Source organism: Gemmatimonas phototrophica (genome assembly GCF_000695095.2).
Lineage (GTDB): Bacteria > Gemmatimonadota > Gemmatimonadetes > Gemmatimonadales > Gemmatimonadaceae > Gemmatimonas > Gemmatimonas phototrophica.
The window spans coordinates 4,442,005-4,467,205 of record NZ_CP011454.1 but is presented as its reverse complement, the minus strand read 5'-3'; the positions used below and the strand labels follow the sequence as shown (position 1 = coordinate 4,467,205).

20 protein-coding genes are annotated in these 25,201 nt (G+C 64.7%); 10 read left to right on the top strand and 10 right to left on the bottom strand.

Annotated elements, in window-relative coordinates:
• Window positions 1-28: 28 nt before the first annotated feature.
• A complete protein-coding gene (locus GEMMAAP_RS18800; RefSeq protein WP_026850959.1) occupies window positions 29-2,269 on the top strand; it encodes a protein-disulfide reductase DsbD family protein in 2,241 nt (746 codons plus the stop codon).
• A 67-nt stretch (window positions 2,270-2,336) separates the two neighbouring features.
• The gene (locus GEMMAAP_RS18795; RefSeq protein WP_026850958.1) at window positions 2,337-2,780 is read left to right on the top strand and encodes a DM13 domain-containing protein; all 444 of its coding nucleotides are present in this window, start codon (window positions 2,337-2,339) and stop codon (window positions 2,778-2,780) included.
• A 33-nt stretch (window positions 2,781-2,813) separates the two neighbouring features.
• Here GEMMAAP_RS18795 and GEMMAAP_RS18790 read toward each other — a convergent pair whose 3' ends face one another.
• Both GEMMAAP_RS18790 and GEMMAAP_RS18785 read right to left on the bottom strand, forming a co-directional pair.
• Entirely contained in the window at window positions 2,814-3,719 is a 906-nt protein-coding gene (locus GEMMAAP_RS18790) for a creatininase family protein (protein WP_026850957.1), read from the bottom strand.
• An 81-nt stretch (window positions 3,720-3,800) separates the two neighbouring features.
• Window positions 3,801-6,494: a protein kinase domain-containing protein gene (locus GEMMAAP_RS18785; protein WP_053334596.1), complete on the bottom strand. Its 2,694-nt coding sequence runs from the start codon at window positions 6,492-6,494 to the stop codon at window positions 3,801-3,803.
• 171 nt (window positions 6,495-6,665) lie between these two features.
• Between GEMMAAP_RS18785 and GEMMAAP_RS20695 the strand changes: the two genes are divergently transcribed.
• A complete protein-coding gene (locus GEMMAAP_RS20695) occupies window positions 6,666-7,139 on the top strand; it encodes a DUF1269 domain-containing protein (RefSeq protein ID WP_026850956.1) in 474 nt (157 codons plus the stop codon).
• A 40-nt stretch (window positions 7,140-7,179) separates the two neighbouring features.
• Window positions 7,180-7,941 (top strand): Rossmann-fold NAD(P)-binding domain-containing protein, encoded by a 762-nt coding sequence (locus tag GEMMAAP_RS18775; protein WP_026850955.1) that lies wholly within the window; start codon window positions 7,180-7,182, stop codon window positions 7,939-7,941.
• Here GEMMAAP_RS18775 and GEMMAAP_RS18770 read toward each other — a convergent pair.
• From GEMMAAP_RS18770 to GEMMAAP_RS18760, 3 genes are read right to left on the bottom strand one after another with little or no spacing between them, the layout of a single operon-like run.
• Entirely contained in the window at window positions 7,892-9,646 is a 1,755-nt protein-coding gene (locus GEMMAAP_RS18770) for an amidohydrolase (protein WP_053334595.1), read from the bottom strand. The two genes, GEMMAAP_RS18775 and GEMMAAP_RS18770, sit on opposite strands and share 50 nt — an antisense overlap.
• Window positions 9,647-9,650: 4 nt before the next feature.
• Window positions 9,651-11,300, bottom strand: coding sequence for a M1 family metallopeptidase (locus GEMMAAP_RS18765; protein WP_026850954.1), 1,650 nt, complete (start codon window positions 11,298-11,300; stop codon window positions 9,651-9,653).
• The gene (locus tag GEMMAAP_RS18760) at window positions 11,297-12,781 is read right to left on the bottom strand and encodes a M24 family metallopeptidase (protein ID WP_158514930.1); all 1,485 of its coding nucleotides are present in this window, start codon (window positions 12,779-12,781) and stop codon (window positions 11,297-11,299) included. Before GEMMAAP_RS18760 ends, GEMMAAP_RS18765 begins: the two co-directional genes overlap by 4 nt.
• 107 nt (window positions 12,782-12,888) lie before the next feature.
• Between GEMMAAP_RS18760 and GEMMAAP_RS18755 the strand changes: the two genes are divergently transcribed.
• The gene (locus GEMMAAP_RS18755) at window positions 12,889-13,842 is read left to right on the top strand and encodes a calcium/sodium antiporter (protein ID WP_026850953.1); all 954 of its coding nucleotides are present in this window, start codon (window positions 12,889-12,891) and stop codon (window positions 13,840-13,842) included.
• Here the strand turns inward: GEMMAAP_RS18755 and GEMMAAP_RS18750 are convergent.
• Window positions 13,814-15,019 carry an alpha/beta hydrolase family protein gene (locus GEMMAAP_RS18750; protein WP_145979243.1) on the bottom strand — a complete coding sequence of 402 codons (1,206 nt, stop codon included), beginning with the start codon at window positions 15,017-15,019 and terminating at the stop codon, window positions 13,814-13,816. The genes GEMMAAP_RS18755 and GEMMAAP_RS18750 overlap by 29 nt on opposite strands.
• Before the next feature lie 80 nt (window positions 15,020-15,099).
• Here GEMMAAP_RS18750 and GEMMAAP_RS18745 point away from each other — a divergent pair, with 80 nt between their 5' ends.
• The 4 genes from GEMMAAP_RS18745 to GEMMAAP_RS18730 are packed head-to-tail and all read left to right on the top strand — an operon-like array spanning window position 15,100 to window position 19,586.
• A complete protein-coding gene (locus tag GEMMAAP_RS18745) occupies window positions 15,100-16,059 on the top strand; it encodes a glycosyltransferase family 2 protein (RefSeq protein ID WP_026850951.1) in 960 nt (319 codons plus the stop codon).
• Between the two features lie 2 nt (window positions 16,060-16,061).
• Entirely contained in the window at window positions 16,062-17,183 is a 1,122-nt protein-coding gene (locus tag GEMMAAP_RS18740) for a glycosyltransferase family 4 protein (RefSeq protein ID WP_075071572.1), read from the top strand.
• Window positions 17,180-18,103 (top strand): glycosyltransferase family 2 protein, encoded by a 924-nt coding sequence (locus tag GEMMAAP_RS18735; RefSeq protein WP_053334593.1) that lies wholly within the window; start codon window positions 17,180-17,182, stop codon window positions 18,101-18,103. The genes GEMMAAP_RS18740 and GEMMAAP_RS18735 overlap by 4 nt, the downstream gene beginning before the upstream one ends.
• A gap of 34 nt (window positions 18,104-18,137) precedes the next feature.
• Window positions 18,138-19,586 carry a lipopolysaccharide biosynthesis protein gene (locus GEMMAAP_RS18730; protein WP_026850949.1) on the top strand — a complete coding sequence of 483 codons (1,449 nt, stop codon included), beginning with the start codon at window positions 18,138-18,140 and terminating at the stop codon, window positions 19,584-19,586.
• A gap of 50 nt (window positions 19,587-19,636) precedes the next feature.
• Here the strand turns inward: GEMMAAP_RS18730 and GEMMAAP_RS18725 are convergent, their stop codons facing one another.
• From GEMMAAP_RS18725 to GEMMAAP_RS18715, 3 genes are all read right to left on the bottom strand, one after another.
• Window positions 19,637-20,389: a hypothetical protein gene (locus tag GEMMAAP_RS18725; RefSeq protein WP_026850948.1), complete on the bottom strand. Its 753-nt coding sequence runs from the start codon at window positions 20,387-20,389 to the stop codon at window positions 19,637-19,639.
• Window positions 20,390-20,475: 86 nt separating this feature from the next.
• A complete protein-coding gene (locus tag GEMMAAP_RS18720; RefSeq protein ID WP_026850947.1) occupies window positions 20,476-21,750 on the bottom strand; it encodes a hypothetical protein in 1,275 nt (424 codons plus the stop codon).
• Complete coding sequence (locus GEMMAAP_RS18715; RefSeq protein ID WP_026850946.1) at window positions 21,747-22,397, bottom strand: hypothetical protein; 651 nt, start codon at window positions 22,395-22,397, stop codon at window positions 21,747-21,749. The genes GEMMAAP_RS18720 and GEMMAAP_RS18715 overlap by 4 nt, the downstream gene beginning before the upstream one ends.
• A 276-nt stretch (window positions 22,398-22,673) precedes the next feature.
• Here GEMMAAP_RS18715 and GEMMAAP_RS18710 point away from each other — a divergent pair, with 276 nt between their 5' ends.
• Window positions 22,674-23,621, top strand: a complete 948-nt coding sequence (locus GEMMAAP_RS18710) for a phenylalanine 4-monooxygenase (protein ID WP_026850945.1) — start codon at window positions 22,674-22,676, stop codon at window positions 23,619-23,621.
• Between the two features lie 100 nt (window positions 23,622-23,721).
• On the opposite strand, the gene GEMMAAP_RS18705 is transcribed toward GEMMAAP_RS18710, so the two are convergent.
• Entirely contained in the window at window positions 23,722-25,149 is a 1,428-nt protein-coding gene (locus tag GEMMAAP_RS18705) for a sulfatase-like hydrolase/transferase (RefSeq protein ID WP_082821495.1), read from the bottom strand.
• Window positions 25,150-25,201 lie beyond the last annotated feature (52 nt).

Genomic DNA, 25,201 nt, shown 5'->3' with positions numbered 1-25,201 from the left:
CCCTTTCACGTTCGACCGGTTACCGCCCATGTCCTCACGCCTTGCCGCGTTCCTCCTCTCACTGGCCGTCCTGTTTGGGACAGTGCGGGTCGAGGCGCAAGGTCGAGACGCCACTGAGGACCTGTCGCCGAACAGTGACATTGCGTTGGTGGCCGAACGGAGCGGGCTCCAGCCGGGCTCGAGCACAACCGTCGCGTTCCGGATCACGATGGAGCCCGGCTGGCATACCTACTGGACCAACCCGGGCGACGCCGGGCTGCCGCTCCATGCGAGTTGGACGCTGCCGTCCGGTGTCACGGTGTCGGCGTTGCGCTATCCCGTTCCGCACGTGTTGCCGCAACCGCCGTTCATGAGTTACGGCTACGAGCGCGAGGTGCTGGTGCTGGCCGACCTGACGGTGGCGTCGTCGGTGCCCGTTGGCACCACGCTGAACATCGCCGCCGACGTGGATTTTCTGGTCTGTGCTGACGTGTGTTTGCCGGCCAGTGGGCACGTCGCCCTGACCGCTCCAGCCGCTGCGCGCACGATGCCCTCCACCTGGGCATCGGCTATTGCGGATACGCGCGCCCGTCTGACCACCCCATCTACTGGATGGGACACGCGCATCTGGCGCGACGGCTCGCGGTTGGTGTTGGTGGCGCGAGTGCCCGACGCCGCACGTGGCACACTGCGCGCTGCCTATCTGGTGCCCGATTCCACCGGCGTACTGGAACACGCCGCGGAACAGCGCGTGGTGCTGGTGGGCGACACGCTGATTCTGGCGATGACCGTTGACAAGTCATTGTCCGACACGGCGTCACGGGTGACCGGTGTGCTGGTCCACGACGTGGCCACCTCCGCGGTGGGGACACAGTTGGATGCCCGCGTGCTCTCGGCGCCTCCCGCTGGCGCTGCCACGGTGCTGGCTCGTCTGGACGGCCCCACAGCGGTGGGCACGGGCGGCGCGGTGGCCGATGCTGCCACCCGTGCGACGACGGGCACGAGTGCGGTTGCGGAGTCCGAGGGTTTGGCCGAAGGGGCACGCATTGGTATGTGGCTGGCCATCGGACTCGCGTTTGTTGGCGGGCTGCTGCTCAATTTGATGCCGTGTGTCTTCCCGGTCCTGTCGATAAAGATCCTGTCGTTCGTTGAGCGTGGCGGAGACGACGGGAACGGCAATGCCGGTCGGCAGCACGCGATGGTCTTTACCGCAGGTGTACTGACCACCTTCTGGGTGTTGGCCGGGTCGCTGTATGCCCTCCGGGCTGGCGGGGCACAGTTGGGGTGGGGGTTCCATTTGCAGTCACCGGCGGTGGTGACCGTGCTTGCGCTGGTCGTGTTTGCGCTGGCCCTCAACATGAGTGGTGTCTTCACCATGGGCATGAGCCTCACGCGTTTGGGCGCTGTGGGCGGCGGTGAGCGCTACGTTGACTCGTTCCTCACCGGACTGCTGGCGGTGGTAGTGGCCACGCCCTGCACGGCGCCGTTCATGGGCGCCGCGCTTGGTTACGCGCTCACGCAGCACGCGGCAATTGGTCTTGCCGTGTTTACCTCACTGGGGCTGGGGCTCGCCGCTCCGTACATGGTGCTGGCCAGCAATCCATCGCTCCTGCGCCGGCTCCCGCGCCCGGGTCCGTGGCTCGAAACATTCAAGCAGCTGTTGGCCTTCCCGTTGTATGCGACCGTGGTGTGGCTGCTGTGGGTGCTCGGGCGACAGGCGGGTACCGACCAGCTGTCGCTGGCCCTGCTGGTTGGCGTAGTGGTGTCGTTTGCCGGATGGATGGCTGGGCGCGCTCAGTTGGCCGGTCACGCGCGCCGCAGCGTGGTGTCCTTGGCGTTTGCAGGGCTGGCCATTGCGGGCGGTGGCTTTGCGGTGGCTTCGCAACCGGTGGTCGCCCCGGTGGCGGCCCCCACGCCCGTTGGGTGGGAGCCGTGGTCGGCGGCGCGGGTCGCGGAGGCACGGGCAGCCGGGCGCGCCGTGTTCGTGGACTTCACGGCCGCCTGGTGCCTGAGCTGTCAGGTAAACGAGCGCGTGGTACTGCATACCGACGCCGTGCAGCAGGCCTTTGCCAATGGGAAGGTCGTGTTGCTGCGTGCCGACTGGACCTCGCGCAACGCGGAAATTACCCGCCTGCTGGCGACGTTCGGGCGGAGTGGCGTGCCGTTGTATGTGATGTACCCGTCGGCGGCCAATTCCCAGGCGGAGGTGTTGTCGGCGGTCCTCACGCCGGGGCAGGTGATGGACGCGGTAACCCGGGCCACTGCGGCTGGCGCGAGCGCCAGCGACTGACCCGCTGCACACTGTTGTCGTACCGGCACCGTTTCACGGCACTCACTTCAACACGGGGACATGATCAATGCGTTTGATTCGCTCCATCGGTACGCTGGCACTCGGTGTCGTGGCCGCCTGCAGCAACGCGGAACCTCCCATGGCGCCCAACGCCACTCCTGTTGCACCCGATGGTTCTCTGCCGAACGGCACTGGCGTCACGGCGTCCTTCACGCGAACCGGCTACAACGTGACAGGCACCGCAACCCTGGTGATTGACAAAGGCGTCGCGCAACTCGACTTCTCCCCCGACTTTACCATTGCCAGCACGCCGGGGCCGTTTGTGTATCTCAACACCGATGCCAATCCGAATCGTGGACAGCCGCTGCGCGTTGCCGCCTTGCGGGCTCGCACGGGCGCTCAGCGGTATACCTTCCAGGTGCCGGCCGGCGTGCGCTACACCCACGTGATCATCTGGTGCGATCCGTTCAACGTCGGCATGGCACAGGCCGTCATTCCGCCCACGTCATAGGGGGCGGGTATGTGTCGGTCAACGCGTTGGCACTCAACGCCAGGTCGCCCGATACGCCTCAATCGCCTTGATGGTGGTATTCATCCGCAGCTCCGCCACCTTGCGACCGAGCTCCTGCAGCCATGCCAGTGATTCGAACTTGATGCCGTTGATTTCGGCCTGGCCGGCCTTGACGCGCTGCGCAAAGCGGATGGACTGCGGATCGACGAGCGCCATGGTGGCGTCAATGCCCAGCTCTTCGTGCAGCCCGCTGGTGCCGGAGCTCGCACCAATTTTGATCCCTTCGGGAATCTTGAGCTCGTTCTGGATGTACGGTTGCACCACGCTGGTGTGGTTGTAGTACTCCGGGATGTGCTTGAAGACCACCTTGTCGGGACTCTCGGCGTACAGCTTCGTGAGTGAATCCGACGCGCTCTGCATGCCGCGCGCATTGCCGCCGCTGTCGCCCAGGTAATAGATCTCCTTGAAGCCCATGCTGCGCAGGTAATTACCCATGTCGAACAACAGCGCGGCATACGTGGCTTGTGACAGCATGGGGCCGGCACGGCCGGGCTGAATGTTTGGGCCCGCATTGCCGGGTTCCAGCGTGACCAGCGGCGCCACGAGCGTCTTCCCCATTTTGCGCGCGATCATCTCGCCCAGCAGCTTGTTGTTGATGTTGTGCTTGTTCATCTGGAGGTTGCCGTCGTTGTTCTCGACGCCTCCGGTAAGAATGAGTACGGTGGTGTAGCCGTCCTTGATCATGTCGCGGAACTCGGGCTGCGTGAGTTCCTCAAGCCACACTGTGTTGATGCCCTCAATGGTGCGCGGCTTGTTCGCGTTGGCTTGTCGCTGCGCGGCTTGCGCGGCATTGCCAGTGCCACCACTCCCTGTTGTCTGGGCGTTAGCGCCTGCTGCCAGCAACGAAATGGTGATCAGGGCCATCAGGGTGGTGCGCATCGATGCTCCTGGAATGTCTGGGATTGGAGATCCCTCAATCTCGCGCGCCTTTGCCCAGGCCGCCAACCAGCGCCCTACGTGCTACGGCCGCGCCACCGCGTTCAGCGAAACCACCAGCGTTTTGGGATCGCCCTCGCGAACCCGATCGACAAAGAGCAGGCTCTTGCCGTCGGGTGTGATATCGAAGAGCGCCCACGGCGACCGACTGTAGAGCACGCGCGGTGCGTCAATGACCGGCGCCGCATTGGGCGATGTGCTGGGAGCCGCCACCGTCGCGGCCATGATTTGCGTACCGGACTGAAAAAAGATCGTGCGGGAGTCAGTGGACCAGCTGGGGTACGTCCCCCCGCGTGGCGAGACCAGATACTTGCCGTCCGCAACAGGGAAGCGGCTCACGAAGATATCGTCGCGCCCATTCTCTTTGGAGATGTAGGTAATCCACCGTCCATCCGGTGAGATGGACGGTTCATACTGAGTGAATCGTGACGGATCGAGGCGGCGCACTACGCCGGACGAATCGCGATGGACGATGCCAATTGAGGTCACCCGGTTGGAATCGCCCTGCTGGGCCCCGGTAAAGGCGATCCACGGGCCCCACGCACTCATGCGCGCCCCGGACGTGCTCCATCCGCGCAATTGCAGTAATGATCGCGGAGCACGAGCGCCTTCGAGCGCCATGGCAAAGATCTCCGTGGAACTGGCGGAATACAACACCGAATCACCGCCACGCGTCCAGGCGATGGATGTGACCGCCCCTTCGAAGGAAAGACGCGTTGCGACGTTACGTTGGATGTCGTAGACGTAGGGGACCCGTGGTGCGCCCCGTTCCGTGGAAGCGGTAACCAGGACCCGCTTTCCGGTCGGATCGACATAGGCATCCCCAAATGCCGTGAATTCGGGGAGAATACGTTTGGTCGGTGCGCCGCGTGACAGATCCACCAGGATCGCGCCGGCGTTGAGCCGTTCGTCGCCTCGCGTGGCCAGGATAACCGTGCCGGTTCGTGATGCGCTGTACTCGCCGTGAATCACAATGGGCGAACGGCGCGTCACGTTGGAGGCAATGCGCACCCCGGGGCCGGTCGTGTCGCCCGTTGCCAGATTGAACGGATACTGCATCAGGGCGCCATCGTTCCGTACCGCCAGTAGCGCACGCTGCTCCGGCAGATAGGTGGGTGTCGCGCCAGCGACCACCACACGTGACTTGCCTGTGGCCAGCGATCGCCACACGATCTGCGGCTCGTGGCTGTAGCCACCAGTCGTGTACAGCAGGACTTTCTCGGGCGAGAACCGCTGCGGTCCGCCCAGCTGTATGTCAGGCGACTCGGAGGTGAACAGCGTAGCGGGGGTCCCGCCCGACACCGGCACCTGCAGCATGCGACTGCTGACGGCTACTACGATCTGGTTATCGCTCCCCCAACTACCGCCCGCGACAAAGCCTTCCGGCACCTCGGCCACGGGCTGTGCTTCTGAGCCCGACAGCGCTAACCGGTACAGCTGTCGGCCGCGAACAAATCCAATCTCATCACCCGCGGGGGAGAAAAATATCGAGGTCGCGCTGTCCGTATCGGGAAGCTTGCGGGTGCTCAACTCCGTCAGGTCACGCAGATACAGGGAATAGCGACTGACGGCGTTCGCGCTGTCGCTGCCGGCCTGTTGCTGCGTGCCTTGCATGACCAGCCAACGCCCATCGGGTGATATGGCAAAGAGCTGTCCACAGCAGATGAGCCGGAGCGCCACCGAGTCTGGCGGCACCACGGCAAACTTGAGCGGCGGGGCAGCGTCACGCGCGGTAGAGCCACTGCGCTGCGACATGCCGAAGGCACCAAGCAATGCACCCACCACCAGGGCCATGGCACCTACGAGCGCCACCCGCGCCCCCCGTGTACGCGATGGCGGTACCGACGCCTGCCGCGCTCCCGATGTGTGCGGTGCAGTCAGGGCCACTTCCAACGCCGAGGCAAACTGCGCGGCGGTACTGAATCGATCAGCGGGCAGTTTTTCCAGCGCCGTGTTGACAGCCGTCTCCAGCTGCTCCGGCACCGTATCGCGAATGGTGTGCAATGACCGTGGGCGCTCGGTCATGACGCGCGCCACGATGGCCTGTGCCGTTGGTCCGGAAAACGGCGGTTCACCGGCCAGCATCTCGTACGTCATGGCGCCCAGCGCATAGACATCGGCCCGCGCATCCACGTTGCGCTCACCCATGGCCTGCTCGGGGGCCATGTAGTTCGGAGTGCCCAGTGACATGCCGGTCTGCGTCATGCGCGTGCCGCCGGCCTGCTGTACCGCCAACGCAATACCAAAGTCGGCCACGACGGCGCGGCCACTTTGCAGCAAGACATTCTCCGGCTTGATGTCGCGATGCACCACGCCACGCTCGTGCGCGTAATGCAGGGCATCGGCAATCTCCCGGGCCAGCCGTATCGCGTCGGCGACGGGGAGCTGTCGCTCGCGCTCCAATCGCGCGCGCAGTGTCTCGCCCTCCACGAAGGGCATGACATAATACAGCAGCCCGTCGGCGACCCCGGAATCAAACAACGGGAGAATGTGCGGATGCTGCAGGCTGGCCGTGAGCTTGATCTCGCTGAGGAAGCGATCGGGGCCGAGCATGGCTGACAGCTCCGGATGGAGCACCTTGATGGCCACCCGACGCTCGTGCCGCAGATCGCGCGCGAGAAATACGGTGGCCATCCCCCCCTGCCCGATCTCGCGCTCCAACGCATAGCGCTCTGCCAGCGACGACGACAGCCGGTCCAGCACACTCTTCGCGTTCATGTTCGCAATAGAAAGGAATCGAGTTCGGGGACGAAAGGAGAATACCATGCGCCCGCCGACCACGCGAGCAGCGGGCGAGTCCCTGTCGAAGCCCGCGAACCGGGCGCACATTGCCGGTGGCGCTGTTCTTGCCCCTATTCTTCCGGGTCACCCCAATCCTCAGGAGTCGTTATGCCAGACGCGATTGCCCGTCAGATACTGATCGCCAGCTTCAATACCCCCAACGGCGCCACGAGCGGTGCCGACATGCTCAAGGCCGCCGCTATCGGGTTGGGGAACGTCGCCATCATCACGCGCGATGGAAGCGGTACCGTAGACTTTACGGAGTCGCAGGACTGGGGCGTGGGCAAGAGTGCGCTCGTTGGCGCCGTGGCCGGCCTGATTTTGCCAGGGGTTGGTTCCCTGACGCTTGCCGCCGGTGGAGCGCTGGCCGCCTACTTCATCGATCTCGGCTTTCCCGATGCATTACTGAAGCAGATGGGCGAAGGGCTCACCACCAATTCGTCAATGCTGGTGGCACTCGTCGATGCTCCGCACACCTCGCGCGCCAGCGAGCTGTTGCTGCAGGGCGGTGGAGTGGTAATGGGTAGTACGGATGAGACGGATCTTGCCGCGGCCATGGCGTCGATTTCGCGTGCCTCCTGAGCCTGGCCATGCTGGCGTTCCGCAAAGAACGGGTGCGCGTATGACGACGACGCGCACCGCCATTGTGCTTGGCGCGTCCGGCTCAGTGGGCGGTGCGCTGCTGCATTCGCTGCTGTGCGATGCGGCGTTTGATACGGTCATCACCCTCGGCCGTCGCTCTCTCCCGGACGCAGTGACGCTGGCTCGTAAAGAGGGGCGTGCGCTGCGCGAGCAGCTGGTCGCCCAGATGACCCCCGCCGCACTCGAGGCCGCCACCGTTGCGGCGCTGCAGGGCTTTGAGGGTGACGTGGTGGGGTTCAGTGTGCTGGGTATTAGTGCCGGCACCGCGAACATCACACTTGAAGAACACCGCGCCATCGATGTTGCGCTCAACGCCGCCTTTGCGCGCGGGCTTCGCGCATCGGGCGTGGTACGGCACCTGTGCTACATGTCGGCCGCTGGTGCGGACCCGCAGGCAAAAACCACCGGTTCCGGCGCCGCCGGCATGCCGCGCTACAATCGGGTGAAGGGCGAATCGGAAGAAGCGGTTCGCGCCGAGGGCCCAGCGGTCGTGAGTGTGTTTCGTCCCGCCATGATTCTCGGCTCCAGGCATACGCCATGGCTGCTGGCGCAACTGCTCCCGCTGTTCTCGTTCATCACGCCGGCGCGCTACCGCTCGATTACGGTGGAGCAGATCGCGCAGGCCATGATCGCAACGGCGAAGACGCAGCCGACGGTAAGCGGGACGTATCACTATGCGGAGATGATGGACGCTATGGCGTCCGAAGGTACACCACCCGCCCGCGCGACACGGTCGTCATGATCCGTCCCTTCAGCAAGGCCGGTCCCTCCGACCGAAATGGATCCACATCCATCACCGTCAGGTCGGCCCGCTTGCCCACCGCAATGACCCCGGCCTGCGTTTCATCAAAACCGGCGGTCGCGCTCCACACGGTATAGCCGCGCACCGCTTCTTCCGGGGTCATGCGCTGCGCCGGATACCAGCCCCCCGGCGGCGTACCGCTGGTGTCCTGCCGAGTGATGGCGCTGTGCAGCCCGTAGAAAGGGCTCCAGTCAGACCCGGGCAGGTCAGACGAAAAGACCAGGCCGGCACCGGCCTGCCGCAGGGTGCGCCAGGCGTAGGCGCCACCAATACGATTGGCGCCAAGGCGCGTCTCGGCCCAGCCTTTGTCTTCTACCGCGTGTGGTGGTTGCACCGAGGCAATCACCCCCAGAGAGGCAAAGCGCGCGAGATCCGGCGGCGAAACGACCTGCGCATGCTCCACCCGGTGGCGCAACCCACGCGCTTTGGGGGCGGCACGCATCACGGAATCGATAAAGTTGAGCGTGGCGCGATTGCCGGCGTCGCCGATGGCGTGAATACCCACCTGGAAACCGACGCTCATGATGTCGGCGACCAGTCGTTGATCAAAACCGTACGAGCCGCCGCTGACACCGCGGTGCCCGGGTTGATCGGCGTAGTCCGCCAGCAACTGGGCGCCACGTGAACCAAGGGCACCATCGTAGTAGGCCTTCACGGCTCGCACCGACAACATGCCGTTGGCGCTGGTGAACGGGCCGCGGGTAATCCATTGCCTGATCAGCGATGAATCGCGCGCACTGAGCATGGCGTACACGCGCAGCGGCAAGGAATCGCGCAGCGCCAGACGCTCGAAGCTATCCATGACGTCGGGGGCCACCCCCGCTTCGTGCACGCCGGTATAGCCAGCATGCGCCATGACGTGCAACGCGCGCAGCACCTGTGCGTCGCGCTGCGCTGGCGTTGGCAGGGGCACCGCGTTGTCCAACAGGGGCACGGCACGATTGAGCACGAGCCCGGTAGGCTCACCCTTCGCGTCGAGACGAATCTCGCCGCCAGTGGGTACAGGGGTATTCCGCGTAATGCCCGCCAGTGTGAGCGCCCGCTCGTTGGCCCATGCCGCAAAGCCGTGCAGGCTGCGCAGGATGACCGGGTGATCGGGGACGCGCGCGGTGAGCAGCGTCTTGTCGGGATAGCGATTGGCCCACGCGCCTTCGTCCCACCCGTACCCCAGAATCCATTCGCCCTTGGGGGTGGTGGCGGCGCGTGCGGCAATGAGCGCTACGGCCTCGGCTTCCGTGGCGACGCCGGTGAGATTGACCCGATCCAGCGACTGCCCCAGTTCGGCCACATGCGTGTGGGCATCCACGAGGCCGGGGAGCACCACGTGCTCTTTGAGATCGAGCACGCGCGTGGTAGGCCCCTTCAGCGCGAGCGCTGCCGAATCGTTGCCCACAAACACCACGCGCCCCTCGCGCACGACAACGGCCGTTGCGTCATGGCGCCAGCCGTTGACGGAATCATACGGCGCCTGCGCCGACGGCACTCCGTTCACGGTCGGCTCAGGCCACGCCATGGAGTAGACGCGGCCATTGTGCAGAATGAGATCCGCGGCCGGTGTGGTGTCGCTGACCGTCGTGCAGGCGGCCAGTACGCCGGGCAGGAGCGCGCGCAGCGAACGCCGTACGACAAGACGGTGAATGGTCACGGTGTTACTTCTTCGCAAACGTGGCATCCATCAACACCCACATATTCGGGTCCAGGCGCACGCTATCTGGCGCCACCGGCGCCGGGATCGTAAACACATTGGTCTTGCCGGTGATGCGCACACGCTCCACGACGGGTGTTGGCTGCCCCTTGCTGTACACGCCCACCTCAATGGGCATGGCAAAGAGACTACCGTCGGTCTGTGTCTGGTTGAGCGTGATGCGGACCTGTTTCGCCGCGGCATCGTAGGTCCAGCTACCGTCGACCTTGAGATTGCCGGGCTTGTAGAGCCACTGGTCAAAGAACCAGCCCAACTCCTGCCCCGATGCCTCTTCCATGGCGCGACGGAAATCGGCGGTGGTGGCGGTGCCGTTGAAGTGCGCGGCATAGTACGCCCGAATGCCACGCTGAAACGCCGCCGAGCCCACCACACCGCGCAGCATGTGCAACGTCCAGCTCCCCTTCTGATACGTGTGGGAGCTGGTCACATCTTCCATGCGACTCAGATTCTTGTGAATGATGGTGTACGTCGGGTTCTTTGCGGCAAAGCTGCGGACGGTGTTCTGACTGCTCTGCAAACCGCGCACAAACTCATCGCGGCCGTACGCGTGTTCGATGTAGAGCAGCGTGAAGTACGTCGCAAAACCCTCGCTGAGCCACACGTCATCCCAGTCGGCCTCGGTGACGGCGTTGCCGAACCATTGGTGGGCAATTTCGTGGATGATCACGTTGCGCCAGCGCACGCTGCCGGTGCCCGACACGGACCCTTCGCTATAGAGAATGGCCGACGCGGCTTCCATGCCGCCACTCACGCTGTTGGACTGAATGTTGGCCAGTCGCTCGTAGGCAAAGGGCCCGACATAGTCGCTGTAGTACGCCAACACATCTTTGGTGGGGGTGGCAAAGTCGGCAAAGCCGGCGTCACGGTCTTTCGCGTAGACCCACGTTTCAATGGGCTTGCCCTCAAAGGTGTCCACGCGCTGCATGGCAAAGCGGGCTACGCCCAGTACATAAAGCCACGGTGAGATGGGCACCGAGTTCTTCCAGTGCGTGCGGCGGCGTCCGCCGGGCAGGTCGGTGCTCTCCAGTTGCAGACCGTTGGACACCACCTGATAGTGCGCCGGCGCCGACACAATGAACTCGCTGGTGGCCTTGTCGCCAACATGATCGATGGTGGGGAGCCAGTGCCGCGCCTTGTCCGGCCAGTTGTCGCTGAAGAAGGTGCGCTCCCCGTACCGGTTATTGCCAATCTTGAGCCCCGTGGCCGGAATGCCACTGTAGCGTACCACCACGCGGGCCCGCGTATTGACCGCCGGCGTCGATGCCAGTGGGACCAGCAACTCGTTGTCGGTGTGCGTGTATGCCACGGCGCCGCCGTTGACGGTCACGGCCGACACGGTCATGCCTTTCCCGGCCAGCGCGGAAGTGGCTCCCATGAGATCGAGACGCACCGCGCGCACACCGGGCCCCACAAAGCGCACATCGAGCGCGAGCTCGCCGGCAATACGGTCTGTGGTATCACTCAGCTCCAGCGTGAAGGCGTAGTTGAGTGCGTCGATGTTGGGGTTCTTGGGGTAGGTATCCGCAGCCGCCGAGGACGACGACATGACGGCGCCGCCCCAAACCAGCGCAGCCGTGAGGAATGGCGATTTCATTGACGGAGGCCTCCCGGCGCGCGCGGTGGCACCGTTGGGGTGATCGATACGGGGGGGCGGAATTGCACAACGCCACTCTTGCCAATGACGCGCTCCACATCGGCCACCGCCGACGGTACAAAGCCGCTGAGATTCTCCACGCCGGTTTCCGTGACCAGCGCCATGTCTTCAATGCGAATGTAGAGCCGTTCCTCGGGAATCCAGATCATGGGGTCGATGGTAAACACCATGCCGGCCTTGAGCGGCACACCGCGGACGCGCCCCACATCGTGCACGGCCATGCCCACGGGATGCTGGAAGTGGCCGCGGAAAGCCAGCCCCTCTTGGACCGCCTGCAGATGCGCCGGGGATGCAAATGTCTTGCCGATCAGATACTGCTTCATGTCGGCGGCCGCGCGATCCAATACCTCGTCGGCGGTCACACCCGGCTTGATGTACCGAAAGAGCGCGTCACGGTACGCCACAATGAACGCATACAGGGCGGTTTGTGCCGGAGTGAACGTGCCGTTCACGGGCCAGATGCGCGTGACATCGCTGGTGTAATAGCGGTAGTCCGGGGCGTAATCCATGAGCACCAGATCGCCGCTGCGCAGCGCATCGGTTTTGCGGAAGTAGTGCCCCAAAAAGGCGTTCGTGCCGCCTCCGATAATCGACGCGTAGCCATCACCGCGCGCACCGTTCACGTAGAACACGTATTTGGCCGCGGCGTCGAGCTGATACTCGTACACGCCGGGGCGCGTGGAGCGCATGGCCTCCATGATGCCCAGCCCGGCGAGCCGAGTGGCTTCGCGGATGAGGGCAATTTCGGCCGGGCTCTTGATGGTGCGCATCGCATCGAGCGTGGGCGAAAGATCGCGCACTTCGAACTGCGGAAAGCGTTCCTGAATGTGCCGGACCAGCTCCGCTTCCCGCGACGGACGACCATCCCACGGGTCACTGGCACGGCGTGCCTGAGCGGCCAGCAGTTCGTCGCGACTGTCGTTGCCTGTCTCCATGGGGCTGAGCGGCGTGTACAACGCCAGCGCGGGTGGGCGAATGAGATCGGCCCCGATCAAGTCGCTGGAGAGATGCTCAATGCCGCGGACCTGCTCTATCCCGGTAAGTTGCTTGACCAGTGTGGAGTCTTCGGCAGACAGGGTTTTGCCTTCATTGCGCTCACGCCCTTCGTCGCGGTGCGGCAGGTACAGCGTGGCCGACCGGGTACGCCCATTGAGCAGGAGATACGCGTGGGCCGACTCAACGCCGGTGAGATAGTAGAAATCATTGGACTGTCGGAATACACTGAACCCGGGTACTCCGCTGGCACCTTGCATCACGGCAATGCTCTGCCGACCAATGGCGTCGTACACCTGTGAGCGGCGGGCCATGAACTCTTGTGCCGCAAAGTCGGTCTGGTAGTAGTGCTTGTCTTGCTTCTGCGCAGCCAAAGGCATCGCCACCAGCAGTCCAGTAACGAGACACCACGAACGAAGAGAGCGCATGAGGCGGCGGGTGGGCGCGGTGAGGTGTGCTTTGAGCGCGAATTGGGATAGCATACGGCGCCAGCAGGAATCGCCGCCAGTGTACCGCGTCCCCATCTTGTACTTCCATGGCTTTCCCTCCGCTCCTGCTCTTTGCCCTTGCTCTCGCTGCCCTGCTGGTGGCGGCACACTACTTCAGCGGTGCCGCCGAGCGGCTAGGTCTCGCGTTTGGGATGTCCCCATTTGTCGTTGGGGTCTTCATTGTCGCGATCGGCACGTCGCTGCCGGAGCTGGTGGCCTCGCTGATTGCCGTCTCCAATGGCACGTCCGAAATCGTGGCGGGCAATGTGCTGGGCGCCAATGCCGCCAATCTGTTGCTCATCCTGGGCGCCGTCAGTGTGGTGGTGCCCTCGGGGCGCCTCCTGCTGGGTGAACAATACCTGTTCATTGATCTGCATTTCCTGCTTGGCGCCACACTCGCGTTGGGGACCGCCATGGCCGACGGTGAAGTCACGCGTGTGGAAGGGGTGCTGCTCCTGCTGGCCTATGCGGTATATGTGGCCTATCTGCTGGCTGAAGGCCGTACCGGAACGGCGGAGAGCGCCGTGGAGAAGGGGCTCCCTGATGAGAGTACCAGGATCTGGCGCGATCTGCTGGTGCTTGCCGCTGGCGGTGTCGCCATCTATCTGGCGGGCGATCAAACCATATCGGCACTTGAACGGGTCGCCAGCGATCTCGCCATATCCCCCGCCGTGGCCTCGGTGACCATTCTGGCCATCGGTACGACCTTGCCGGAGCTGGCGGTGAGTGTCACCGCGGCGCGTCGTGGCATGGCGTCGCTGGCGGTGGGCAACATTCTGGGCTCTTGCGTGTTCAATGCGCTCACGGTTACGGGTGCGGGAGCGGTAGCGGGCGGGATTCTGGTACCGCCTGACCTGCGCAATTTTGCGCTGCCATTCGTGGCGGCGAGCTCGTTGCTTTTCTACCTGCTCACGCAAGACAAGCGGGTATCACGCTGGGAAGGATTACTCTTTCTCGTGCTCTTTCTGTTGTTCATGGGGAAGATGGCAGGCGTCGCTTGAGCACCATCCACGGGACTCCACGCAATACCCCACCGCGCACCATGAGCGTGTGTCCTTCGTTGGCCCGCTCTTCGTAGCTGCCCGTTGGCGTGGCGGCGGCCGCCGCTTTTACGCGTGCCGCCGGAATAATGGGATCGAGTTGCGCGCCAATGAACAGCACCGGCGGTGCTCCGGCAACCGTGACCGGTGCCCCGCCAGCGAGGCAGACTACCGCCGCGAGTGCCTGCGGCCGCTCCTGCGCCAGTCGCGCCGCGGCGCCGGCACCCATGGAGTGCCCAATGACGTATACGCGTGATGCGTCAAGCTGGTAGTCGCGCCCCAGAACCGCCATGAGCGAATCGAACTGCACCGCGCTCGTCATGAATGGCGTGGTGGCCAGTGACACGAACAGCAGATCGTTCTCCCGCGCCAGCCGTGCGGCGATTCCCTGCCCGTAGCCGCTGGCAAACATGTTCTCGTCTCCACCGGCGCCGTGGAGCGCAATGAGCACCCCCACCGGCTGTGTTGCGGCCGCGCGCGGCGCAATGACGCGGAGGGGCACCAGCGACCCGTTGGCGCCCCTGTACGTGCGCCACAGATCGCCAACCGCCTTGGCGTACGGATTGCGCCCCTTTTCGAGGGCCGCCACCTCGGCACCCACGGCCTTGGCCAGGGCCGCGGGTTCGGTAAGAAACTCGGCGCTGCGTTCAGCCGAAACGGTGTCCACCAGGAGCGCGGCGCGCGCCTTTGCGGAGACAATGGCTTGGGCCAGCGGACCGGCGCTATCCAGGCGGCTCAGTCGTGCGGTCAGCCCTTCGCGCACCGCACGCGCCGGCCGCCGGTCGATCATGACGGCGGCCGGCAGCACGCGTCGCTCGTAGCGATACGAGGGCGACGCCATGGTGATGGCGGTATCCATCATGGCCGCCGTCATCGTAAACCGCCCACCAAAGAAACTCAGCGTGGAGCGATCGAAGATGCGGTTGAGCGCCGCGCGCGTGCTGTCGCTGAGTCGGCCAGCCGAGTCGGCCGTTGCGTAGTTGGCGTCCATGAGCAGGTAACGCCACGCGAGATCCGCTCGGCTTACCGGTGCCGGAGCATTCTGCGCGGATAATGTGGCGGCGGCAGAAAGACTGGCGGCGGCAAGGGCGACACGCAGCGTGCGCGTGGAACGACCCATTCCAAGTGAGATAGGCATGGTGGAAATATAGGGCCGGGCCTCTATACTTCAGCCACGATAACCGGCGACCTCATCTCACGACCGCTTTCCTGATCCTGATGTTCGCTGGGAACGACACCGAGCAACACGACCAGGACGCTGATGGTACACAAGCGCCGCGTGTCTCGGTTGTGACCATGACGTTCAACCGACCGGCGGCATTGCGGCGGTGTCTGGTCTCCCTGGCAGCCCAAACGTTGTCCACGAACGCCTTCGAAGTGGTGGTCGTGGATGTATCCACGCCGCCAGTAACCGATGTCCTGGCGGAGTTCGCGGCACAGCTGCAGATCGTGCATGTCGTGGTGCCGAATGGCGGTGTTGCCGCCAATCGCAATGCGGGCGCCGCCCGGGCGCGCGGTACGGTGCTGGCGTTTTTGGACGACGATTGCCGAGCGGACCACGAGTGGCTGGCGGCGCTCACGGATGTGGTGGAGCAGCGCCCTGACGCACTGGTGGCGGCGCGCGTGGTACACGAGGCGCCAGACACGGTCGTGGCCACCGCGGGGCAGGTGATTACCGAAGCGGTTGATGCATTCTTCAACGCGCCCCACAGTACGCCGCGCTTTCTGCCGGGACTCAATTTCGCCCTCAACCGACAGGCGTATCTGGCCCTTGGTGGCTGCGATGCTCGCTATGGTCGTCTGGCGGCCGAAGACCGCGACTTCGTGGACCGGTGGCAGGTCGCTGGCGGTACGCTGGTATACGTGGCACGCACGTACGTGCATCACGATCACCGCAGTTCGCTGCGCGGTTTTGTGCGTCAGTATGTGAATTACGGGCGCGGCGCCTGGCGCTATCATCGCCTGCGACGCGCGCGTGGCAGCGGACGCATGGCAGACGATCTTCGGTTGCACACGGGGTTGCCACGCTATGTGCGCGCGCCCCTCGCGCGCGTGCCATTCACCGAGTGGGTGCCGGTCGTGGCGCTGCTTGGGGTATGGCAGCTGGCCAATGCCGTGGGCTTTGCCTGGCAGGCCGTCGTCGAGACGCTGTCGTCTTCGAACACCAGTGAGCGCTGACGATGCACATCTGTCTTATGTGCATCGAGTTTTTCGGTGATTCGATTTACGGTGGATTCGGGCGCGCGACGCGCTTCATTGGGCGCGAGCTGGCGCGTCGTGGCGTGCAGGTGTCGGTCGTGGTGTCTCGTCGCTCCCCCGACCGGCCGGACTGCTATGAGCTGGATGGGATGACGGTGCATCAGGTGGCACCGTCCCGCGCGGACCAGGCGCTCCGTCTTTTTCGCACCATTCGCGCGGATGTCTACCACTCGCAGGACACGTCGATGCTGACGGCGCTGGCACGTCTCGCGTGTCCCCGGGCCGCGCATGTGGTGACGTTTCGCGATCCCATGGATCGGCTGGATTGGCAGATTGAAACGGATCATGCCGGCATGCCGAAAGCCGGGTGGTGGACGTACAAACAGTTCATTGGCAATCCGTTGGTTACGCGAGCCGTGCGGAAGGCTGATGGACGCTATGGCGCCGCCGAGTTCATTGGCCCCAAGGCGCAGGTCATTTTCGGGCTGCCTGACACACCGGCATTGCTCCCGTCGCCGGTGGATTTGCCACCGGTGGTCGTACCCAAGGCCTCGTGTCCCACGGTCTGCTGGGTCGGGCGGTGGGAAGGGCGCAAGCGTATCGAGCAGTTCTTCGAACTCGCGGCTGCCAACCCGCACGTCACCTGTATTGCGGTGGGTGGTGCGCGCGATGCGCAGCGTGATGCGGCATTGCGGGCCCAGTACGGCGGTTTGCCCAACCTGCAGATGCCCGGCGTACTTGATCAGTTCAGCAATCCGGCGTGGAGCCGGGTGATGGGGGAGAGCTGGGTGCTGGTGAACACCTCGTTGCGCGAAGGGCTCCCCACCACCTTCCTGGAAGCGGCGGCCCATCGCACGGCCGTGCTGAGTGTCACGGACCCTGACCACTTTGCCAGTGCCTATGGGGCGCGGGCGGAGGAAGGGCAGATGCAATCGGCGTTGGCGTGGTTGCTCGCCGACGAGCGTTGGCGTGCTCGTGGTGAGGCCGGGTACGCCTATGTCGCGGAACGGTTTGCCGTTGAACCGGCAATGCAGGCCCATCTGGCCGCCTATGCCACAGCAATGGCGCAAGCGGACGCCCGACTGGCGAGGGCAGTGCGGTGAACCGTACGCCCGATGTCACGATCATCATCCCCACGCATAACCGGCGAGCGCTGCTGGACGAGTGTCTGGAGAGTCTGCGGCGGCAGGAAGGGATAACGTGGGAAGCGATCGTGGTGGACGATGCGTCCACCGACGATACGTGGCCATGGCTGCAGCAACTCAACGACCCGCGGGTGACGGCGTTGCATCAGGAGCAGTCGCAGCGACAGGCGGTGGCGCGCAATCGCGCGGTGCCCCTCGCCCGTGGCCGCTACCTGCTGTTCCTCGACGACGACGATCAGATGACCCCACGCGCGCTCGCGCTGCTGAGTGCGGCGTTGGATGCGGCGCCGCAGGCCGTGGCGGCAGTTGGCGCACGTGAGGACTGGTTTACCGCGCAGGGGTATCGGCGGCGCGATGTGCACCCGCGGGTCACCCGCGTGCGTGATGTGACCGATGCGTTGCTGGCGGGATGGTCGGCGATTCCCAGCCAGACGTTGTTCCGGGCCGCAGTCGTGCGAGCGGTGGATGGCTATCATCCTGACATGGTGCCCTGCGACGACCGTGACTTCATGCATCGCGTCACGCAGCACGGTCCGGTGGTGCTTTGTCCGGAGACAGTGGTGATCTACCGCATTACCCCGGCGCAGTGGCGTCCGCCCAACATTCGGCGACTGCGCGATGCGGTGGCGCGTCGTGCCATTCGCGAGCTCCCCCGGTCTTCGTGGCGGCGGGCGTTGCGTATCCGGCACATGGTCCGGTTGGTGGATGACGCAGAAGACCAGTGCACCACCGGTTCGCCGCTGCGGGCCATTGCGCCGCTGGTTCACGCGTTGTGTCTGGCACCTACCGTGCTGCTGTCGCCCATGATTGGCCCGTGGGTGGCCCGACGGCTGGCCGGCCGTCTGGCACGGCGCGTGATTCCGGCGCCCACGGCGTGATCGGCGTGATCGGCCTGTTCCCTGGCGCGTGTCAATGAACGCGCGCCCGTCACTGCCCCGCGTGTGGACTGGTTCGTCGCTGGTGTTCGCCGCCGAACTGCTGTTGGTGCCCACCGGGCTGATTACGGCCGGGTTCCTCACGCGGCAGTTGGGCGCCGAAGGGTACGGGGTGTTTACGCTGCTCGCCACCGTGGTGGGGTGGTTGCAGTGGGTTACCAACTCCATGCTGGCGCGGGCGGCGCACCGGCAGGTGGCGGGGGCCGCGACGTGGCGCCCGGTGGCGGCCGAAGTGGTGCGCTTGCATGTGCAGGTGGGCGGGCTGGTGGGTGCCGCGCTGTTCGTGGGCGCCTCGCCGCTGGCGCACGTGCTGCAGCAACCATCGGTCACCGGCTTGCTGCGTCTGCTCGCGCTGGATGTGCTGGTATTCGCGCTGGCCGCTGCCTACCGCAATGTGCTCATTGGGCGCAATGAGTACGGCACCTGGGCGGCCGCGACCGCTGCGCGATGGATCATACGACTGGTGGCTATTGTGGGGTTTGTGAGCCTTGGCTGGTCGGTAACGGGTGCGGTGTTGGGGATCATGACGGCGAATGTCGCCGAACTGGTAGTGGGGCGCTGGCGGGTGGGGGCGTTGGTGCGGGCGTCGGCCGATGAGGCCGCACGGATTCGTCGAGCGCTGTTCACGGTGGTGGCACCGGTGGCGTTGGCGGCGATTGGACTGCGCACCTTCGACCGCGCCGACTTGCTGCTGTTGTCGATCATGGGCACCGATGCGGCGTCGCTGGGGCTGTACGGTGCGGCGCAGAATCTCACGGTGATCGTGTCCATTGTCGCGTCGTCGGTGTCGCCGGCGGTGCTGGCCACGGTGTCAAAGCTTCGGCTGCAGGGCGATGAAGCCGGGGCGCTCCGTGTGTCCGCCGATGCGCTGCGGTTGCCGTTTCTGGCGTTGCCCTTTACTGCGCTGGCGGCCGGATCGGCGCCGGAAATTCTGCAAACGATTTACGGGACGGGCTTCGCGGCCGCGGCGGTGCCATTCAGCCTGTTGCTGGTCAGCGCCGGCGTGTTGCTGGTGGTGTCGGTCACGACCGTGCTTCTGGTGGCCGCCGATCGGGGGTGGTCGGTGGTGGCCATCAGCACCCCAATGCTGGCGGGGCTGGTCCTTTTGGCGGTCGTGCTCATTCCGCGCTACGGCAGTACGGGTGCGGCGGTGGCCGCGCTGGTGGCCGCCACCGGTGGGGCCGCGGCGTCGATGATCATCACGACGCGTGTGGTGGCACTACGCTGCCCAACGCGCTCCATGCTGGTGGGCGCGGTGCTCGCCGTGGTCGCGTACGTCGTTGCACGGGAGTGGCCGGTGACTGGCGCTGCGCCCACCGTGGCCAAGCTGGTGCTGTTGAGTGCCGCGCTGGGCGCGCTGATTGTTGCGCTGGGTGAACTCCGGCTCTCGTCGGTGCGCGCGCTCTTCGGGCGCGTGGCGGAGTAAGTAGAGGACTACGTGGCAGGGCCGCTGCGCGAGGCCCCGCCACGTACGTGCTACTTCACCACCGTCGCGTCTTCGAGCAGCAGCGCGTACGTGTAACCCGCGCCGAAGTCGCGGTTGCGGCGCACCACGCCTGTCACGGTGACGGTGTCACCTACCGCGGCGGTGCCCATGGAGGTGGCTGTGAGATCGTGCGTGCCGCTGGCCGCGCTACCGGTACCGTCCTGCAGGTGAATCCAGTTCTTCCCCATGACGCCGGCGTTGTATTTCACTACCACCCCGCGAACGGACACGGTGGTGCCGGTACGCTGCGCCTGCTGCGCCCACAGTTCGCCAATGGCGAAGGCGTTGGCGCCCGTGGCGCGCGCCACCGTGCCCACGTTGGCGTCAGACGCTGGCGGCGCGCCCACCGATTCGCCGCCACGACCAGCGGGCGGTGCGTCGCCCGGGCCCGTAGGCGCGGAGGCAGGGGGTTCCAGCGCGCCAAAGTAAATGCGCCCGAAGGTGCGCTTGAGCGTCTTGGACTCGAACTGCTCCATGAGCATGACGTTGTACACCGTGACCGACTGGCCCACCGTCAGCGAGTCCTGATTCACCGCCGCCCACACCTCACCGCCCGGAGTCTCCAGACGCACGTAGCTGTACGGGTCCACCGGAATCTGCTCGAGCAACGTCCCCGTGATTGTGCCGCCTGGCGCCACGGCCACGAGGCCGGCTTTGCCCACGGGCTTCTGGGCCGACGGAGTCTTGTCGGCACAGCCAACGGCACACAGCACCACCAAACCCAGCACAACGGGGGAACGCATAGGGACTCGCGAGAAAGGGCCAAACGACACGCACCGCACGTACGCTAGCGAAACGGGCGGTGCGGTCGAGGCGGTTCCCGCCGTGGTCAGTTGGGCGCGCGCGTCCCGGTGCCGCCGTAGCTCCGGTTTCCGCCGATGACCGGGCCGTTCACCCCTACCCCGTAGTTGTTGTTGATCGTGGCAATGACCTGTCTGATGCTGCCGGGAAACGGAGCAGAGCGACCGTTCCGCCCGAAGGGATCGGTGTACCAGACCTCGGGGCCGCCGGTATTGCTGATGATGTTGTCGTTGATATCCACCTGCCGGCGCGCGCCGTTGAACGGCGAACGCGGGTCATCAAAGTCCACGCTGAGCAGCGTGCCGTTCACGGTGCTGGTGAGACCGGCGCATTCGTTGCCGCGGGCGCGGCGATCGCCCAGACTGGTGGCGCAGAGGGCCACCGGACGGCCCACCACGGCGGGGTTGGCAGGATCGAAGAAGCGGCTCGGGCGGAAGACCTGGAAGTACGGATTAAAGAACGCCAACCGTTTGCCATTGGCCGTTTTGATTTCGTTGGACGTTTCCCAGCTTTCGTGCAGACTGCCAAAGTCGGAGCCGCGCGACGGGTCGACCAGAATGCGATTGAGCACGCATGCCGCGTCGGGAATGCGACGGTGTCCGCCACCGGCCGGTGCGTTGGCGGGATTGCCCACGCCAGCGAGCACGGTGCCGCCGCAGGTACTCTGGAACTCCCCGGCCCGTCCGATTGCACTGAGCATGGTGACATGCATCTCCGTACGATCGTTGCAGCGAATGTGATAATTGAGTTCGTGCAGATTGTTGGTGAACGCATCACGCGAATGCGTGCCCTGATGCAGCTTCACCAGCACATCGCAGCTCACCTCCAGCACGCCCCCGCTGCCACCGGGAACGATGCGGATGTCGTTTTCCCACTCGACCTTGTGCCCCACATGGTCTTCGTGGCGCTGCATGCCAAGATTGGCACCATCGAGTTGCTCGTTGGCGTACCCGAACGGAAGATCGCCCACCTCCTTGTACAGCGCCGAGCCCCGCGGATCTCGGCCGTGTTCGTGGCCAAAGGTGCACCCACTCACCGGGTCCACCGGCGGATGCCAGGTGGGATACTTCTTGCCGTCCGGCCCCAGCGTGGCGAAGGCGTTGTGTACGTCGGGGGAGCAGGTATCGGAGCGCGACGGTGTCCAGATGCCATAGGCCTTGGCTGGCGCCGCCGCGGCAATGGCGTCTCGGGAGGGTTGCGTGGGGCCATCGGTGGTGCTCTGACACGCGCCCAGCACCGTAGCGAAGGAGAAGAGCAGGGCCGTTGCGGATGCGCGCATGGACAGGTCTCGGGCGAGGGTCATCGGAACCACGACAGGGTGAGCCCGGTGCGCACCATGGCCACCTGCGCGTTGGGATCAATGGCATTGTCGGTGCGCTGGCTTTGCAGCTTGCCACCCACGGCGACGACGGCGTGCACGTTGGGGGTGACGGTGGCCGAACCAATGCGCAGGTCCTGTCCGACGCCAAAGGAGAGCGCTGGCGATTGCGTCTGGAAACCGGCGTTTCCGTCACGCACGCGATAACGCGCCAGACCGGCGCCGCCTTGCACGAACAGGCGCGATCGCCCAAAGGCGTAGCTGCGAAGCAAAAGGGTGGTGCTGCGCATGGTGCGGTTGGCGTCACCAAACACGTCAAACCAGCCCACGGTCTCCACGCCCAGCAACAGCGACGGCGTGAGTCGCACGCCAACCGCGGCGTCGAGTCCCCACGCGTAGGTCGGGTCCTGCGTGCAGACGTCGCAGAACAAGTCGGCACCACCGCGACTGCCGCCGAGCGAGAGCCACGCGCCATGCTTGGTGGCGAGATGGGCAACGGCCCCGCGCACCGTGGGCTCTGCGGGAGCGGACGAACGCGCGGACGGGGGGGATTGCGCACCGGCGGAGACCAGCGGCGCCAGCAGCAGCGCGCCCGCAAACGACGCGCGAGCGAGGGACAAGACGAATGCCATTCACGAATCCGATGAGGTTGGAATGGCATGGTGTGCCGCGCATGATGCGGCAGCAAAGGCCCGGCGTGCGCAGTCCTCGCACAGTGTGTTTACCCGCACCGGCGCTGTGACGGGGAGAGATCACATTTGGAACGGCGGAACGGCGTAACGGCGTTATGGATCCTGGGTTATCGGGTCATCCCGTAACTGCGGTAGCAGTTCCCGCGGTTACTCGGTACGCCGATAGCCCATGACTCATGACGCGGTTACGCTTTTCCTTGCATTGAGGGCAGGTTTATGGCGGTATCTCAGGTTCTTGCGGATGGCATCGGGCTCACTACGACCAAGGCTCCGTACATTGAGCAGGCGGTGGCCAATGGCGAGATGTATATCACGCAGCCGTACGAGCTGTATTCGGCGGAGAACCACGACACGTGGCAGCGGCTGTATGCGCGCATGCAGGGGTTGTGGCAGCGGCACGCCAATCGCCGTTTTCTCGATGGGCTGGATACGTTGTGCTTCGAGGCCACCAAGGTGCCGCGTTTGGAAGACGTGAACCGATTCATGGCGCCGCGCACGGGCTTTCGCGCCAAGGCCGTGAGTGGGTTCGTGCCGGCGTTCAACTTCTTCGATTGCCTGAGCCGTCGCGAGTTTCCCACCACGATCACCATTCGTGACGGGCAGTCGCTCGACTATCTCCCCGAGCCGGACATCTTTCACGACATTGCCGGGCACGTGCCCATGCACACCGACCCGGCCTTTGCCGAAACGCTGGTGCGCTTTGGGGCGTGCGCGCATCTGGCCGCCGAGATGGTGAGTGGCATGACCGACCGGGCCGAACAGCGGCGCCGATTGTCGAGCATTCAGAACGCGCTGCAGCGCTACTTCTGGTTCACCGTGGAATTCGGGCTCATGCGCGGCGGCACCCATGATGACATCACCGTCTACGGCTCAGGACTGCTCTCCAGCTATGGCGAGATCGTGCACAGCGTGACCAGCGACAGTGTGCAGCGCTATCCGCTGCAATTGGAGTGGGTCATCAATCAGCACTTCGAAATTGATCACTACCAGCCACTGCTGTTCATTGTGGACGACTTCGAGCAATTGTACGAGCAGGTGGGCACACTCGAAGCGTGGATGAAAGCCGGCAAGCTGGATAACGTGACCCCAGGCTGGCGCGACATGAGCGAGGCGGACGTGGACAGCTTTTTGGCGGCGAGCACAGAGGGGCGGATTCTTTTGTAAAGGCGTTATGGGTTATGGGTTACCGGGTTATCCCGTAACTGCGGTAACTGCAGCTACCGCAGTTACTCGGTCACCCGATAACCCATGACCCATAACGCCGTTACTGCTGTTTCCCCGATGTGAGCGCATTCAACCGGACCGTCATCTCGCGCAGTACTGCGGTTGGCGCGCGGTTTGGGAGTAGGTTGTCCAGTTCATGCGGATCGTTCTGCAGGTCGTACAGTTCGTCCATTCCCTGCAGTTCCTTGTAGCGAATGAACTTGTAGCGATCGGTGCGCACGGCCTGATAGCCCATGCCCTGCAGACGCGGGAACTCCTTGTCGGAGTAATACTCAATGAGCATGTCCTGCCGGATGGTGGCGGTATCGGCGGCGAGGGCAGGGAGGAGAGAGCGACCGTCCATGCTCGCGGGGATGGCGGCGCCGCCAATGGCCAGCAGGGTGGGAGCAATGTCCACGTTGCTGGAGAGCGCGCGTGGTGTCGCTCCCGCCTTGGCCAGCGCTGGATGTCGGACAATCAGCGGGATGTGAATGCTGGGTTCGTACGCCAGCCGGCGTTCCTGGGCGAGGCCAAACTCTCCGTAAAAGAACCCCTGATCACTTGTCACCACGAACACCGTCTGGTCGTAGACGCCGCGCGCTTTGAGGGCGGCAATGAGTACGCCCAGACTGCGATCAATCGCACTCAGCATGCGCAGGCGATCTTTCACCACACTATCGGGGAGACCGCCTTTGGGGCTGCGCGGGTCGCTGGCATCATGGGGTCGCTGGAGCGCCGGCTTGCCGGTGGTTGGGGCACGCCAGCTGGGGCCATGCGGTACGGTGTCCTGCGCATACAATTGCTCATCACCCGGCGCCGGCGGAAATGAGCGCACATAGTTGGGGTGAATCTCCGGATGCACCGCCTTCTGCGCCATGAACACCAGAAACGGCTGACTGTCGGGCGCTGCCTTGATGAACGACACGGCTTCGTTGGTCAGGATGTCGGTCATGTACCCCTGCGCCTTGGCCGGGACCCCGTCAATGTTGAGATCGGGGTTGAAGTACACACCTTGCCCCACAAAACTCACCCACCGGTCAAAGCCCGGGCGCGGAGAATCATCTTCGTGCCCCATGTGCCACTTCCCGAAGAAGCCGGTGTGATACCCCACATCGTGCAGCAACTTGGGGAAGGTAACAATCTGATGACTGCGCTCGGCCCGTTCGCCGTTGTCGGTGATCCCGTTGTGATACGGATACTGCCCGGTCATGAACACCGCCCGACTGGGCGAGCAGAGAGGGGCCGCCGTATAGAAGTGCTGAAACGACGCGCCTTCGGCGGCCAGCTGCTTCAGATTGGGGAGCGCGGCAAACGGATGATCAATGAGATCGTCGTAGCGCGCATCGTCCAGCAGGACGAAGACGATGTTGGGGCGCGGATCTTCACGCTTGCCCGCCTCCGGCGGCGCATCGCCGCAGGCTGCCATAGCAAACACCAATCCAAGTGCCCCTGCCAGTCCGAGCCGTCTGCCCAGAAGTGTCGTTGTCATGTCCGGACTCTCGAAAGATGATTTCCCATCCACGTGCGACTCGTCCCATCAT